At 71.3% G+C, this 14,497-nt stretch carries 12 protein-coding genes; 9 read left to right on the top strand and 3 right to left on the bottom strand.

Annotated elements, in window-relative coordinates:
* Window positions 1-18 precede the first annotated feature (18 nt).
* Window positions 19-969, bottom strand: coding sequence for an aldo/keto reductase (locus tag AC1Q49_RS08775; protein WP_060959975.1), 951 nt, complete (start codon window positions 967-969; stop codon window positions 19-21).
* Window positions 970-1,139: 170 nt separating this feature from the next.
* Between AC1Q49_RS08775 and AC1Q49_RS08780 the strand changes: the two genes are divergently transcribed.
* From AC1Q49_RS08780 to AC1Q49_RS08790, 3 genes are all read left to right on the top strand, one after another.
* Window positions 1,140-1,733 carry an FBP domain-containing protein gene (locus AC1Q49_RS08780; protein WP_492491675.1) on the top strand — a complete coding sequence of 198 codons (594 nt, stop codon included), beginning with the start codon at window positions 1,140-1,142 and terminating at the stop codon, window positions 1,731-1,733.
* 78 nt (window positions 1,734-1,811) lie between these two features.
* Entirely contained in the window at window positions 1,812-2,843 is a 1,032-nt protein-coding gene (locus AC1Q49_RS08785) for an LLM class flavin-dependent oxidoreductase (protein WP_060959974.1), read from the top strand.
* Between the two features lie 137 nt (window positions 2,844-2,980).
* A complete protein-coding gene (locus AC1Q49_RS08790) occupies window positions 2,981-3,634 on the top strand; it encodes a dihydrofolate reductase family protein (protein ID WP_061782334.1) in 654 nt (217 codons plus the stop codon).
* A gap of 295 nt (window positions 3,635-3,929) precedes the next feature.
* On the opposite strand, the gene AC1Q49_RS08795 is transcribed toward AC1Q49_RS08790, so the two are convergent.
* A complete protein-coding gene (locus AC1Q49_RS08795; RefSeq protein ID WP_101305775.1) occupies window positions 3,930-5,237 on the bottom strand; it encodes an alpha/beta hydrolase in 1,308 nt (435 codons plus the stop codon).
* Window positions 5,238-5,361: 124 nt separating this feature from the next.
* Between AC1Q49_RS08795 and AC1Q49_RS08800 the strand changes: the two genes are divergently transcribed.
* From AC1Q49_RS08800 to cydC, 5 genes are all read left to right on the top strand, one after another.
* Complete coding sequence (locus AC1Q49_RS08800) at window positions 5,362-5,985, top strand: helix-turn-helix transcriptional regulator (RefSeq protein WP_101305774.1); 624 nt, start codon at window positions 5,362-5,364, stop codon at window positions 5,983-5,985.
* A gap of 100 nt (window positions 5,986-6,085) precedes the next feature.
* Window positions 6,086-7,531 carry a cytochrome ubiquinol oxidase subunit I gene (locus AC1Q49_RS08805; protein ID WP_060959970.1) on the top strand — a complete coding sequence of 482 codons (1,446 nt, stop codon included), beginning with the start codon at window positions 6,086-6,088 and terminating at the stop codon, window positions 7,529-7,531.
* 8 nt (window positions 7,532-7,539) lie between these two features.
* Entirely contained in the window at window positions 7,540-8,574 is a 1,035-nt protein-coding gene (gene cydB, locus AC1Q49_RS08810) for a cytochrome d ubiquinol oxidase subunit II (RefSeq protein WP_060959969.1), read from the top strand.
* A gap of 119 nt (window positions 8,575-8,693) precedes the next feature.
* Window positions 8,694-10,421 (top strand): thiol reductant ABC exporter subunit CydD, encoded by a 1,728-nt coding sequence (gene cydD, locus AC1Q49_RS08815; protein WP_492491679.1) that lies wholly within the window; start codon window positions 8,694-8,696, stop codon window positions 10,419-10,421.
* Window positions 10,418-12,085: a thiol reductant ABC exporter subunit CydC gene (cydC, locus tag AC1Q49_RS08820; protein WP_492491681.1), complete on the top strand. Its 1,668-nt coding sequence runs from the start codon at window positions 10,418-10,420 to the stop codon at window positions 12,083-12,085. The genes cydD and cydC overlap by 4 nt, the downstream gene beginning before the upstream one ends.
* A gap of 21 nt (window positions 12,086-12,106) precedes the next feature.
* Here the strand turns inward: cydC and moaA are convergent, their stop codons facing one another.
* Complete coding sequence (gene moaA, locus AC1Q49_RS08825) at window positions 12,107-13,201, bottom strand: GTP 3',8-cyclase MoaA (protein ID WP_060959966.1); 1,095 nt, start codon at window positions 13,199-13,201, stop codon at window positions 12,107-12,109.
* Window positions 13,202-13,358: 157 nt separating this feature from the next.
* On the opposite strand from moaA, the gene AC1Q49_RS08830 reads away from it, so the two are divergent.
* The coding region (locus AC1Q49_RS08830; protein WP_492491684.1) for a DUF222 domain-containing protein at window positions 13,359-14,497 on the top strand (1,139 nt) is incomplete at its 3' end.

A 14,497-nucleotide genomic window follows, 5' to 3' on the forward strand; every position in this document is an offset into this window, starting at 1 on the left:
ACCGCGCAGCCCGGGGGCTCACATGTCGGTGGGCGTCCACTCCGAGACCTCGTCGAGCTCGGCGACCTCGTCGGCCGTGAGCTCCACGCGACCGCCGTCGAGCAGATCGGCGACCTGCGACAGCTTCGACGCCGACGCGATCGGGGCGACGACGGTCGGCTTCGCGCGCAGCCAGCCGAGGGCGGTCGCGGCGATCGACACGTCGTGGGCCGTGCCGATGCGCTCCAGCACCTGGATGATCTGCAGGCCCTGCGGGGTCGCGTACACCGCGGCGCCCTGCGCGCGCGGGGTGTCGTGGGCAGCGGCATCCGTCGAGCGGTACTTGCCCGTCAGGAAACCCTTCGCGAGCGAGAAGTAGGGCACCAGCGACAGGCCGAACTCCTCGGCGACCGGCACGATGTCGTCCTCGGTCTCGCGGTGCACGAGGTTGTAGTGCGGCTGGATCGCGACCGGCTCGGCGACGCCCAGCTCACGGGCGATGCGCACCCACTCGCGGATGCGGTCGGCCGAGTAGTTCGACACGGCGGTGTAGCGGACGAGGCCGTCGGACACGAGCTGGCCGAAGGCCGCGACCGTCTCCTCCAAGGGCGTCTCGGCGTCGTCGAAGTGGGCGTAGTACAGGTCGATCGACTCGACGCCGAGCCGCTCGAGCGACGCCTCCGCGGCGGCGCGCACGGTGGATGCCGCGAGCCCCTTGAACTGCGGATGCTGGCTGACCTTCGTCGCGACGGTGACGTCGCCGTGGCCGCGCTCGGCCAGCCAGGCACCGATGATCGTCTCGCTCTCGCCGCCGCTGTGGCCGGGAGCCCAGGCGCTGTAGGAGTCGGCGGTGTCGATGAAGGTGCCGCCGCCGGCGTGGAACGCGTCGAGGATGCGGAAGGACTCCTCGCGGTCGGCCGTCCAGCCGAACACGTTGCCGCCGAGGGCGAGGGGGAAGACGTCGATGTCGGTGTGCGCGATGCGGGTCATACCTGGATCCAACCACCGCCGTGGCGGACGTGTTCCGCGCATTCCGATCTGTTGCAGGGCCGGACGCGTACGCTGGAGGGGTGAGTATCGGGAACGGCCCCCGCCGTGCGGGCCAGAGGGAGGTCATCGGCGAGCTCTTCGCCGATGAGAGGTGACGTCGCCCCGGCGCCGTGAGCCGCGTCTCGCACGCGGCCGGCGCTGATCGTCGACCTTCCGTCACGGATGCCGCCGCGGCATCCGCCTTCGCACGACTCTCACCGAAGGGCATGCTCATGCACGCACTCACCGAAGCGCAGATCCGCGCCTCGCTCATCAACGTCACCCAGTCCGAACGCCGCAGCCTCACCCTGCCGTCCGACTTCCCGGACACGGACTGGGACTCCCGGCAGTTCTACGGCACCCGCGACCGCAAGCTGGCGCTGGTCGGCTACGTCGTCGTCGAGCTCGACGGCGAGCCCACCGGCCTGCTGCTGCGCCAGGCCGACACCCGGCCGAAGAGCCGCGCGCAATGCTCGTGGTGCGCCGACATCCACCTGCCGAACGACGTGCTGCTGTTCACCGCGAAGCGCGTGGGTGACGCCGGACGCCGCGGCGACACGGTCGGCACGCTCGCGTGCGATCGCTTCCAGTGCAACGACAACGCGCGCCGCCGCCCCGCGTCGGCCTACGTCGGGTTCGACGTGGAAGCCGCGCGCGCGGCGCGCATCGCCGCGCTGCGCGCGAACGTCGAGGCGTTCGTCCGCAGCGTGCGCGACGGACGCTAGACGCGGTCGAGCGTCCCCGCGGCGGCCGCGACATCCATTCAGTGGAATGGATGCGGGAAGCGTAACGTTGCCCCCATCATGCAACGCTTCGGAACCCTCTCCTTCGGCCACTACGGCCCGCTCGGCGGCGGGCGCGAGCTCACCGCCGGCGACATGCTGCACCAGGCGATCGACCTCGCGCAGGGCATGGACGACCTCGGCGTCAACGGCGTCGCGGTGCGCGTGCACCACTTCGCGCGCCAGCAGGCCGCCCCCATGCCGCTGCTGTCGGCGATGGCCGCCAAGACGAAGCGGATCGAGGTGGGCACCGGCGTCATCGACATGCGCTACGAGAACCCGCTCTACCTCGCCGAGGAGGCCGCCGCCGTCGACCTCATCTCCGACGGGCGCCTGGCGCTCGGCGTGAGCCGCGGCTCACCCGAGACGGTCGTGCGCGGCTACGAGAAGTTCGGCTACACCGGGGCAGACCCCCGCGGGGCCGACCTCGCCCGCGAGCACATGGACCTCTTCCTCCGCGCGATCGACGGCGAGGGCCTCGCCGAGCGCGACGCGAACTCCCCGTTCGGCGGCGGCCACGGCCTGCAGCGCATCGAGCCGCACTCGCCCGGGCTGCGCTCGCGCGTGTGGTGGGGCGCGGGCTCGCGCGACACGGCCGAGTGGGCGGGGCGCACGGGCCTCAACCTCATGTCCTCGACCCTCGTGACCGAGGCGGACGGCCGTCCCTTCGACATTCTGCAGGCCGAGCAGATCGACCGCTTCCGCGCCGCCTGGGCCGAGGCCGGGCACACCGGCACGCCCCGTGTCTCGGTGAGCCGCTCCGTGTTCCCGATCACGACCGCGGAGGACGAGCTGTACTTCGGCCACAGCCAGGAGGGCGACGGCATCGGCTACATCGACGGCTTCCGCTCGACCTTCGGCAAGACCTACGCCGCGGCGCCCGACGTGCTCGTCGAGCAGCTGCGACAGGATGCCGCGGTCATGTCCGCCGACACCCTCATGCTCACCATCCCCAGCCAGCTGGGCGTGGAGTTCAACCTGCGGATCATCGAGTCCTTCGCCCGCCACGTCGCCCCGGCGCTCGGCTGGCAGTCCACCCTCGCCTCCGCGTAGGGAGCGGATGCGGAGGAACGCATCGGATTCGGACGGCGGATGCCACGGCATCCGAATCCGGTGCGTGTCTCCGCAGACGGGCATGACGTCCGGATCGGCGATTGACGCCGCGACGGGGATGATCGACGCTGGTGACCATGAGCCGCGTCCGCCTCGACCTGAACATCTCCCTCGACGGTTTCGCCACCACCACCGACCAGACGCCCGAGAACCCGTTCGGTGAGGACTGGATGCGGCTGACGCGGGACTACACGGCGACCCGCACCTTCCGCGAGCGTGTGCTGCACGACTCGTCGGGCGCCGGCACGACCGGCGTCGACGACCGCTACGCGATGCGCTACTTCGCCGACCTGGGCGCGGAGATCATGGGCGCCGGCATGTTCGGTCTGCACGAGCACGGCGACGACCCCGAGTGGCGCGGCTGGTGGGGCGAGGAGCCGCCCTTCCGCATCCCCGTGTTCGTCCTCACCCACACACCCCGGGCATCGATCGAGATGGCCAACGGCACGAGCTTCCACTTCCTCGACGCGAGCCCGCACGACGCCCTGGCCCGGGCGCGCGCCGTCGCCGGCGGCGGCGACATCCGCATCGGCGGTGGGGCCACCACGGCGCGCGACTTCCTCGACGAAGGGCTCGTGGACGACATCCACGTGGCGGTCGTGCCGATCCTGCTGGGGCGCGGCATCCGCCTGTGGGACGACCTCCGCGGGCTGGAGAACGGCTACCGCGTGACGTCGGAAGCGGCCGAGAGCGGCGTGACCCACATCACCTTCAGCCGACCGCCGGAGTGACCGCGCGCCGCCGTCGGTGCCGGACGGACGATGAAGGCGACCGCCGTATCCCCCCAGACCGGCGATCGCCCTCATCGATGCGCTGGCCGACTTCGGGCGCCGGCTCGCGTACTGACGACGCTACGTGGTTCGGCTCGTACGAGACAGCGATCGGCGCGAATCTTGCGGCATCCTCAACATTCACGCGCATACGACCCGGGAACGCCGTCCGAGGCACTCTCGGCCTGCGGAAATCTTGCGCAGATCTTGAGGTCGCCGATCTTGACGCGACGCCGACGCGAAGGTAAAAGCGTCGTCACCCGCCGGGCGTCACGGAGAGCCCGAGCACGGGGTACAGCACCGTGAAACCCTCCACGATCCCGAGCTTCAACGCGTCGCCGGTGTGACCGGCGCCGGGGATGTCGTAGCGCGTCACGGTCATTCCGGCCTTCTGCGCGGCGGCCGCGACGGCGTCGGCGTGGGCGCGATAGGTCGGATCGTCCGCTCCCGCGGTGAACACCGCGGTCATTCCGGCATACGTGCCCGCCGGCGCGGCGGCCAGGACGTTGACCGGCTTGGACGCCTCGAACGCGGCCGCGTCACCGCCGAAGATCGTCTTCGTGATGTTCTCCACCTGCTCGGAGCCGGGGAACGGCTCCCCCGAGATGTCCAGGATGTTCTTCCAGAGTCCGGGGTAGTCGGCACCGAACGACAGCGCACAGCCGCCGCCGTTGGAGTACCCCGCGATCGTCCAGTAGGCGGGGTCTTGGATGATGTTCAGGTTCGCCTTGGCCCACGCCACCACGTCCTGCGTGACGTAGGTGCGGGCGCGGCCGTAGGCGCTCGAATCGGCGCACGCAGTGTCGTTGACCGCCGAGCCCACCTGGTCTGCGACGATCACGATCGGCGCCAGGCCGTGGTTGCGCGCCGCGAAGTCGTCCAGCACGTCGCTGATCGCCGTCGGGTCGGGGTTGCCGGGGTGGCCCATCATCATGATCACCAGCGGCAGCGCCGGCGCGTTCGGGACGAGGGCGGCGGGCGGGAGGTAGATGCCCGCCGGACGCGCGTCGAACCCGGATGCCGTGGCGGGGATGTTCCGGGTTCCGCGGGTGCCTTTCTGCGGCATCCCCGCGGGCGGGACGAACGACTGCGCGAGCGGGACGGCCGGCGCCGCCCCGTTCGTGTTGTCGGCGTGCGGAAGATCGATGCTGTTGTCGACCGCGATCCCGAACAGCGTGCCGAGCGTCGGGTTGAGCCCGAAGGAGGCGTTGGCCCCGATCGTCGCGGAGACGAGGAAGCTGAGGACGGCCACCGCCGACACGATCCGCCGCCACGGACGGGCACCGACCATCGCCCCGATCGCCCATCCGGATGCCGCGAGCGCACCGGCCGCCCACTGGAGCACGAACGCGGGGAGCGGGTCGGCGCCGAACACCTGCGAGCGGTCCACGAGGTGCACCGCGAGCACCGCGAGGCCGGCCCCGGCGACCGCGCCGATCACCGCCCACAGGAGGGCGCGTCGATCCCACCGGCGCACGAGCACGACGGCGAGGAACACGGCGGCCACGGCGTGGACCACGATCGGAACGGCACCACCGATGATCGGCAACTGCCAGATCTGCATGCTCCGACTCTAGGGGCGCAGACCTGAGGTCGCGCTGAGCGGATGCGGAGCTTCCGCGGGACCGGAAGAAAGCGCCGGATTTCGGGGGTGGCGGTGGGGGGCGTCACCGTGAATAATGTGAGGTATGACCACAGGTCGCCCGGTTGGGTACAGCGCCATTTCCAGCTATTCACGTGTCGAGATCCTGCACCTCGTGCAGGAGCAGCCGCGTCGCACGATCACCGAGATCGTCGATGCGACGGGGCTGCATCCGAACACCGTGCGCGAGCATCTGCAGCGCCTGATCGACGAGGGATACGTCGTCTCGGCAGCGGAGCACCGCACGACCCGCGGGCGTCCGCGCGTGCTCTACAGCGCGGCCGACGGCGTGCGCGCCTCGAGCCCGATCCAGCGGCGCAAGGTGCGCGCCGCCGCCGAACGCGGCGACCTCATGCGGCGGGTGCTCCCCGGCGCGGCGCCCGAGCTCGACACCGACGCGCTGCACCAGGTCGACGCCCTGGTCGAGGACCTCATCGACGCCGGCTTCGACCCGCTCGTCGACGAGCGGGAGCTGACGGTCGACCTGACCCCGTGCGCGCACGCCTCGTCACAGGCGGAGCACCGCGAGATGCTCTGCCAGGTGCACCTGGGCCTCATGCAGAGCGTGCTCGCCGCCGCCGGCGGACCGCTCGCGGTCGACGAGATGCGCCCCTCCTGCGACCCGCGCGAGTGCGTCGTCCAGCTGATGTTCGCCCCGGCCACGGCCTGATCAGAACCCTTTTCTTTTTCACGGCCCAGCGCCTCCAAGGCTGGGAAAACCCTGTGTAGCTTCAGTCTCGAAGAAGACTCCCGCCCTCGGAAGGATGACGATGGACTTCCTGGATCCGCTGCTGCTCGCACGATGGCAGTTCGGTCTCACGACCCTGTACCACTTCATCTTCGTGCCGCTCACGCTCGGCATGTCGCTGTTCGTCGCCATCTTCCAGACGGTCTGGCACCGCACGGGAGACGTGAAGTGGCTGCACCTCACGCGCTTCTTCGGGAAGATCTTCCTGATCAACTTCGCGATGGGCATCGTCACCGGCATCGTGCAGGAGTTCCAGTTCGGCATGAACTGGTCGAGCTACTCCCGCTTCGTCGGTGACGTCTTCGGCGCCCCGCTCGCCTTCGAGGGCCTCATGGCCTTCTTCTTCGAGGCCACGTTCATCGGTCTGTGGATCTTCGGGTGGAACAAGCTGCCCCGCCGCATCCACCTGCTCACCATCTGGATGACGGTCGTCGGCACCTGGCTGTCGGCCTACTTCATCCTCGCGGCCAACGCGTTCATGCAGAACCCCAAGGGCTACCAGATGTCGGCCGCGGGCCACCGCGCCGAGATGGCCGACTTCTGGCAGGTGCTGACCAACCCGGTCGCCCTGACGCAGTTCCCCCACACGATCTCGTCGGCCATCATGTTCTCCGCCGGCGTCGTGATCGCGGCATCCGCGTGGCACCTCGCCCGCAAGCAGAACGTCGAGATGCTGCGCCCGGCGCTGAAGTTCGGGCTCTGGGCGATGATCGCCGGCTTCGTGGCCGTGTTCCTCTCGGGCGACCAGCTGGGCCTGGTGATGGTGCAGACCCAGCCCATGAAGATGGCGGCCGCGGAGGCGATGTTCAACACCGCGTGCGGCGCGGACGCCTCGTTCTCGATCTTCTCGATCGGCACGCCCGACGGCACCGGCGAGGTGTGGTCGCTGCGCGTCCCCTACGTGCTCGCCTTCCTCTCGACCCACGACTTCAACGGCTGCGTCGAGGGCATCAACGACCTCAACCAGCTCTACACCACGCAGCTGTTCCCGCAGTTCGCGGATCAGGTCGACGGCAACTTCGCCCCCGTCCTGTGGGTCACCTACTGGGCCTTCCGCTGGATGATGGGCTTCGGCCTGCTCGCCACGGCGATCGCCGTCGCCGGCCTGTGGGTGACGCGCAAGAAGGCGAAGCGCCCCGTCGCCGGCTGGATGTGGAAGCTGGCCATCTGGCAGGCGCCGCTGGCCCTGCTCGGCATCCTCGTCGGCTGGATCTTCACCGAGATGGGACGCCAGCCCTGGATCGTCTTCGGCCTCATGCTCACCGAGGACGGCGTCTCGCCCAACGTGCCCGGCTGGACCGTGCTGATCTCGCTCATCGCCTTCACCGCGATCTACGCGATCCTCGCGGTGGTCGAGTTCGGCCTCATCTTCAAGACGGTCAAGGAGGGCCCGCAGCCGCTGCCCGAGCCCGGTGACCCCGATCCGTCCGACGTCCCGGTCGATCAGACCCCGTCCACGGTCTACTAGGAGCTGACATGGACCTCGCCTATCTCTGGTTCTTCATCGTCGGAGTGCTGTTCGTCGGCTACTTCGTGCTCGACGGCTTCGACTTCGGTGTCGGCATGTCGCTGCCCTTCCTCGGCAAGGACGAGGTGTCGCGCCGCCAGGTGATCAACACGATCGGCCCCGTGTGGGACCTCAACGAGACCTGGGTCATCGTCGCCGGCGCCTGTCTGTTCGCGGCGTTCCCGGAGTGGTACGCGACGCTGTTCAGCGGGTTCTACCTGCCGCTGCTGCTGATCCTGCTGGCGCTCATCGCGCGCGGCGTCTCGTTCGAGTACCGCCACCAGCGCGACGACCTGCGGTGGAAGCGCCGCTTCGACGCGATGATCGTGGTCGGCTCGGCCGTGCCCGCCCTGCTGTGGGGCGTCGCGGTCGCGAACATCGTGCAGGGTGTGCCGATCGACGCCGACAAGAACTTCACCGGTTCACTGTTCACGCTCCTCAACCCGTATGGGCTGTGGGTGGGCGTGACGACGCTGCTGCTGTTCTTCCTGCACGGCGTGTACTTCGTCGGCCTGAAGACCGACGGGCAGGTGCACCACGACGCGCAGGCGCTCGGCAAGAAGCTCGCGATCCCCACCGTGATCTTCGCCGCGGGCACGGTCGTCTGGACGATCTTCATCGCCGCGGGCCGCGAGGCGCCGCTGCTGTGGGCCGTCATCGCGTGCGGCGTCATCGCCGCGGTCGCGCTGCTGCTGTCGGTGTGGCTCAACATCGCCGACCGCGACGGCAAGGCCTTCGCCGCCGGCGCCGTGACGATCGTCTTCGCGGTGCTCACGCTGTGGCTGGCCCTGTTCCCCTACGTGATGCCGTCGACGACCGACGACGCGTTCAGCCTGACGATCTCCAACGCCTCCAGCACGACCATGACGCTGCAGATCATGTCGTGGGCGGCGCTGATCTTCCTGCCGCTGGTGCTCGCCTACCAGGCGTGGACCTACTGGGTGTTCCGCAAGCGCATCACCCGCTCGACGATCGAGAAGGCCGAGCTGGCCGAAGCGCACTGACACTCACCGCCGAGCCGCCACGTTCTGTTCGAGCCGACATGCTTCGGCCGGCCGGAACGTGGCGGCTCGGCCGTGTGATGGCGGCTCGTGGGGGATGAAGGATGAGGCAGGATCGAAGGATGGCAGACACACGCGTGCGACCCGTCGACCCGCGCCTGCTGCGGTATGCGTCGGCATCCCGCGCGTTCTTCGTCGCGATCGCCCTGATCGGAGCGGCGCAGACGGCCGTCGTCGTCGCGTTCGCCTGGCTGCTCACCCACGCGATCACCCGCGCGATCGAGGGGATGCCGTGGGCCGAGCTCACCGCGACGCTCCTGGCCCTCGGCGGCGTCGTGGTGGTGCGGGCACTGCTGCTGTGGGCGCGCGAGGTGCTGTCCGCGCGGGCCGCCGCGCGCGTGCAGGCCCAGCTGCGGGCGCAGCTGGTGGATGCGGTCGGCATCCTCGGCCCGGGCTGGCTCGCGGAACGCAACACGGCCCGCCTGGCCGTGACCGCGGGACGGGGACTGGAGGCGCTCGACGCCTACTTCGGGCGCTACCTGCCGCAGCTCGTCCTCACGGCCATCGCGACGCCCGTCCTGCTGGCCGTCATGTGGTGGCAGGACTGGATCTCGGGGCTCACCGTCCTGCTGACCCTCCCCCTCATCCCCCTGTTCATGGTGCTCATCGGGCTCGCGACGCGCACCGTCCAGCAACGGCAGTGGCGCACGCTCGGGCGGCTCGCCGCACGCTTCGCCGACACCGTCCAGGGGCTGTCGACCCTCACGGTGTTCGGCCGCCAGCACCGCGCGGCCGGCTCGATCGAGAAGGTCACCGACACCTACCGCACCGAGACGATGCGCGTGCTGCGCGTGTCGTTCCTGTCCGGCTTCGCGCTCGAGCTCTTGGCCTCGATCTCGGTGGCGATCGTCGCCGTGTCCATCGGCTTCCGCCTCATCGACGGGACGATCACGCTCGCCGTCGGCCTGTTCGTGCTGCTGCTCGCCCCCGAGGCCTACCTGCCGCTGCGCCAGGTCGGCGTGCAGTTCCACGCCGCCGCCGAGGGCGTCGCCGCGACGGAGGACGTGTTCGCGGTGCTCGACGAGGCCCGCGCGTCGGCGGCATCCGGCGGAGAGGCCGCGCGCGCCGCGGCGCCCGCGCTCCCTCCCGGGCCGCGGGGGCACCTCGTGGTCCGCGAGCTCCGCGTGCGCCGCGGGGAATCGACGCTGGCACCGGTCGACTTCGACGCCGCGCCGGGAACGGTCACGCTCCTGGAAGGGCCGAGCGGCGCGGGAAAGTCGAGCGTGTTCGCGGCGCTGCTCGGCGCCGCCGGGTTCGACGGCACGGCCGAGCTCGACGGGATGCCGGTGAGCGCGCTGCCGTCGGCGACCTGGCTCGCGTGGGCGGGGCAGCGTCCCGGACTCGTCGCCGGCACGATCGCCGCGAACGTCGCGCTCGGTGACGAGGATGCCGATGCGGCCGCCCGGCGCGCCCTCGTCGTCCGCGCCCTGCGGATCGCGCAGGCGCACGAGCTCGACCCGGACCTCGATCTCGGGGTCCAGGGCGCGGGTCTGTCCGGAGGACAGGCCCAGCGGGTCGCCGTCGCACGCGCCGTGTACCGGCACCTGCGCGGCCACGCGTCGGTGCTGGCCCTCGACGAGCCCAGTTCGGCCCTGGATGCCGCGACGGAGGCCGCCCTCTGGCGCGGCATCCGCGAGCTCGCCGACGCCGGCGCGACGGTGCTGCTCATCTCCCACCGCCGCAGTGCACGCGAGATCGCCGACCGCGTGGTCGCCGTCACCGGCGCCGAGGTCACCCGCGCCGCCGTCCCCGCCGTCTCCGCCGTCTCCGCCGAGGAGGTGACGAGGTGACCACGACGACCGACGTGCTCCGGCGCGCGATGCCGTCGCTGCGACGGTTCTGGCCGGGCGCGGCCGCCGGCTTCCTGTCCGAGGCTTCCGCGGTCGCACTCCTCGCCTGCAGCGCGTGGCTGATCGTCCGCGCCAGCGAGCAGCCCCCCGTGATGTACCTGTCGGCCGCCGTCGTCGGCGTGCGGGCGTTCGCCCTCAGCCGCGCGGCCTTCCGCTACACCGAACGGCTCGCGAGCCACGATGCGGCCCTGCGCCAGCTCGCGGTCACGCGCACCGATCTCGTGCGACGGCTGATCCCGCTGGCCCCGGACGGCCTCACCCGCACCCGCCGCGGGTCGGTGCTGGGCGCTCTCGTCGACGACGTCGACGAGCTGCAGAACCTGCCGCTGCGGGTGGTGCTGCCACTCGTGTCGTCGGCGGCCGTCGCCCTGGGCGCCGTCGTGCTCGTCGCGTTCGTCTGGTGGCCGGCCGCGCTCACCCTCCTGGCCTGCCTGGTCGTCGCGGCGCTCGTCGCGGTCGGCTGGGGATGGCTCGCCGGCTCGCGGGCCGAGCGATCGATCGCCCCGCTGCGGGCCCGGCTCGCCGACGCCGTCCTCGACCATCTCGCGAGCCTCGACGTGCTGACCGCGTACGGCGCGGCCGGGCGCAGCGCGGCACGGATCGCCGCCGCCGACGCGGAGCTGCGCCGCGCGGTCACCCGCCGCGCCGGCGCGCAGGCGGGCTCGACGGCTCTCGTGTCGGTGCTGGCCGGTGCCGCGTCGCTGCTCGCCGTGCTCGCGACGGTGGGCGCCGTCGGAGACGGCACGATCACCGGTCCCGCCTTCGCGGTCGTCGTGCTCGTGCCGATGGCCGTGTTCGAGGTCTTCACCGCCGTTCCCGCGGCGGCATCCGCCTGGCGTCAGGTGCGCGCGGCGGCCGCACGCATCGCCGAGGCGGTGCCCGACACGGTGCCGGCCGGCATCCCGGTCGCCACCGTCCCGGCGGTCGGCACGGGCCCCGATCTGGGCGACGGCATCGTGCTCCACGGCGTGTCGGCGCGCTGGCCGGCGGCGCGGGAGGACGCGCTGCACGACCTCGACCTGTCGATCGCCCCGGGCGAGCGCGTGCTCGTGGTGGGCTCCAGCGGCGCGGGCAAGACGACCGTGGCGCACGTGCTGGTCCGCTTCCTCGACACCGTGCGCGGGCGCTACACGATCGGCGGCGTCGACGTCGCCGATCTCGATCCGGACGACGTACGGGAGACGGTCGGACTGTGCGAACAGCAGCCGATGCTCTTCGACGAGGACATCCGGCAGAACCTTCTCTTCGCCCACGACACCGCGACGGATGCCGAGCTGGAGGCCGTGCTGGAGCGGGTCGGTCTGGGCGACTGGCTGCACGAGCGCGGCGGACTGGACGCGCGCGTCGGGGAGCGCGGCGCGCTCGTGTCGGGAGGGCAGGCCCAGCGCATCGCCCTGGCGCGGGCGCTGCTGCACGGCTTCCCCGTGCTGGTGCTCGACGAGCCCACCGCCGGTGTCGACGTCGACGCCTCGGATGCGCTGCTCACCGACCTGCTGTCGGCCGTCGGTCCCGATCGGGCCGTCGTCCTGATCTCGCACGTCGAGGTGCCGGCCGGACTCGTCGACCGCACGGTGCGCCTCGCCGGAGGTCGCATCGAGGCCTGACCCGGGCGCGCCGGATGCGGCTCAGCCGCCGATCGCGTTCATCCCGCGATGCGGCTGCAGGAACGACGGATCGTCGATCGCGTGGCCGGGGAGCTTGCCCGCGACGCAGTCGTGCAGCACGGCGTCGATCGCGGCGTCGTCGGAGCCGGCCGCGCGCAGCACGGGCAGCAGGTCGTACTCGTCGTTCGAGAACAGGCAGTTGCGCAGCTGCCCGTCGGCGGTCAGCCGCAGCCGGTCGCACGCGCCGCAGAAGGGGGCCGTGACCGAGGCGATGACGCCGACCGTCGCGGGACCGCCGTCGAGGAGGAAGCGCTCCGCGGGCGCTCCGCCCCGCCCGGGGATCGGATCGAGGGTCCACCGGGCGGCGAGAGCGGCGAGGATCTCGTCGCGGGTGACCATCTGCGAGCGGTCCCACGTGTGCCCGGCATCCAAGGGCATCTGCTCGATGAAGCGCATCTCGGCGCCGTGGTCGAGCGCGAAGGCGACCAGGTCGGCGAGCTCGTCCTCGTTCACGCCGCGCATGGCGACGGCGTTGAGCTTGAGCGGCCGCAGACCCGAGGCCGCGGCGGCGGCGATCCCCGCGCGCACCTCGTCCAACCGGTCCCGCCGGGTGAGCTCGCGGAACCGCTCGCGATCGAGCGTGTCGATCGAGATGTTGAGCCGCTGCAGTCCCGCCGCGACGAGGTCGGGCAGCACCTCCCCCAGCCGGATGCCGTTGGTCGTCAGGGCAATCTCGACGGGGCCGCTCGGACCCTCGATCGCCGCAAGGCGCCGCACGACGTCGACGATGTCGGCGCGCAGGAGCGGCTCGCCACCGGTGAGGCGGAACGTCGTGATCCCGGATGCCGCGGCCACCGCGGCCACGCGGACGATCTCGTCGGTGGAGAGGATGCTGGTGCGCGCGAGCCACTCGTTGCCCTGCTCGGGCATGCAGTAGGTGCAGCGGAGCGAGCAGCGGTCGGTGAGCGAGATGCGCAGGTCACGGTGCACCCGGCCGAAGCGGTCGACGAGCGGGGCGCCGGGCGCTGCCGGCGACGTCGACCGGGGCGCGGAAACGGCGCCGTCCTGTCGCGCGGCGTGCGTCGTTGCGCGCAGCGTGAGCGGGACGGCGACCATGCTCCGAGGCTACCCGCCCGATGGACGGCGCGGGCCGAGGGCAATGTTCTCTTGCAATTTTCGAAGTTTTGTTCTATAGTGGGATGAAGAAACCCCGCGCGTGCCCACCTTCTGTTGCGGGTCCTGTCCTCCGGTTGATGCCGGGTCAGGGGTGATGATGCACGCGCTGACGAGCACCCGTGAGGGTGATACGACCTGGCCCGGGCTGGATGCCGTGGTGACCGGTGTCGTGGATGCGCGGCGTCGGGCGGCTCAGGCGCAGGCCGCGGAGGCGCGGCTCCTGGCCGACGCGGTGGGACTGGTCGCGGAGCGGACGGCGTTGCTGCGTCAGGAGGTGCAGCAGCGGGGTGGGTCGGTGCGGTCGTCGGATGCGGATCTGCCGTTGCGGGAGGTCGCGTTGGAGCTCGCGATGGCGTTGCGGGTGTCGGATCGGGGTGTGCAGCGCCGGATGTCGGAGGCGTACCTGCTGACGACCCTGTTCCCGCGGACGTTTGAGGTGTGGTCGTGCGGGGAGATCGATGCCGCTCATGCGTGGGCGATCAGCCGCACCGGCACGCTGTTGACGACCGAGGAGGACCGGTCACGGTACGAGACCCTCGCCCTGGAGGCGGCCCGGTCGGAGTCGCCTGCGCGGATGAGCGCGGCGGCGAAGGCGATCGCGGCGACCATCGACCCGGCCGCGTTCACTGAGGCTGCGCAGCGTGCGTATGAGGAACGCTCGGTGCGGTTGTTCCCGTTGGAGGACGGGATGGCTCGACTGGTCGCGGATCTTCCCGCACCGCTCGCCCACGCGATCCACGACACGCTGACGGCCCGGGGTCGGGCGATCCTCGACCAGCCCGACGAGGACAGCGACGGTGAGGCGGATGTCACCGACGCGGATGCCTTCGCCGATGTCGACACGCTCATCACCGGCCCCGCCCGCCCCACCGACGTGACCTGCACGACCACGCGCGCGACCACGGCCACGGCCACGCCCGCTGCCGTGAAGGACTCCCGTACGTTGGCGCAGGTGCGTGCGGACATCCTCACTGACCTGCTCCTGACCGCTACTCCCTCCACCCGCGCCACTGGCGCCGGAGTGGAAGCGGTGACGGCGCAGATCCAGGTGACGGTCCCCGCCCTCACCCTCGCCGGCGACCCGAACAGCGGCCCGGCCCTGCTCGCCGGGTACGGGCCCATCGACCCGGCGCTTGCCCGCCGGTTGGCGGGGCTCGCGCCCGGGTGGGATCGGGTGTTCACCGACCCGACCACCGGCATCCCCGTCGCCGTCGACCGGTACCGGCCGTCCGCCGA

It is taken from the genome of Microbacterium sp. MPR-TSA4 (assembly GCF_058792815.1).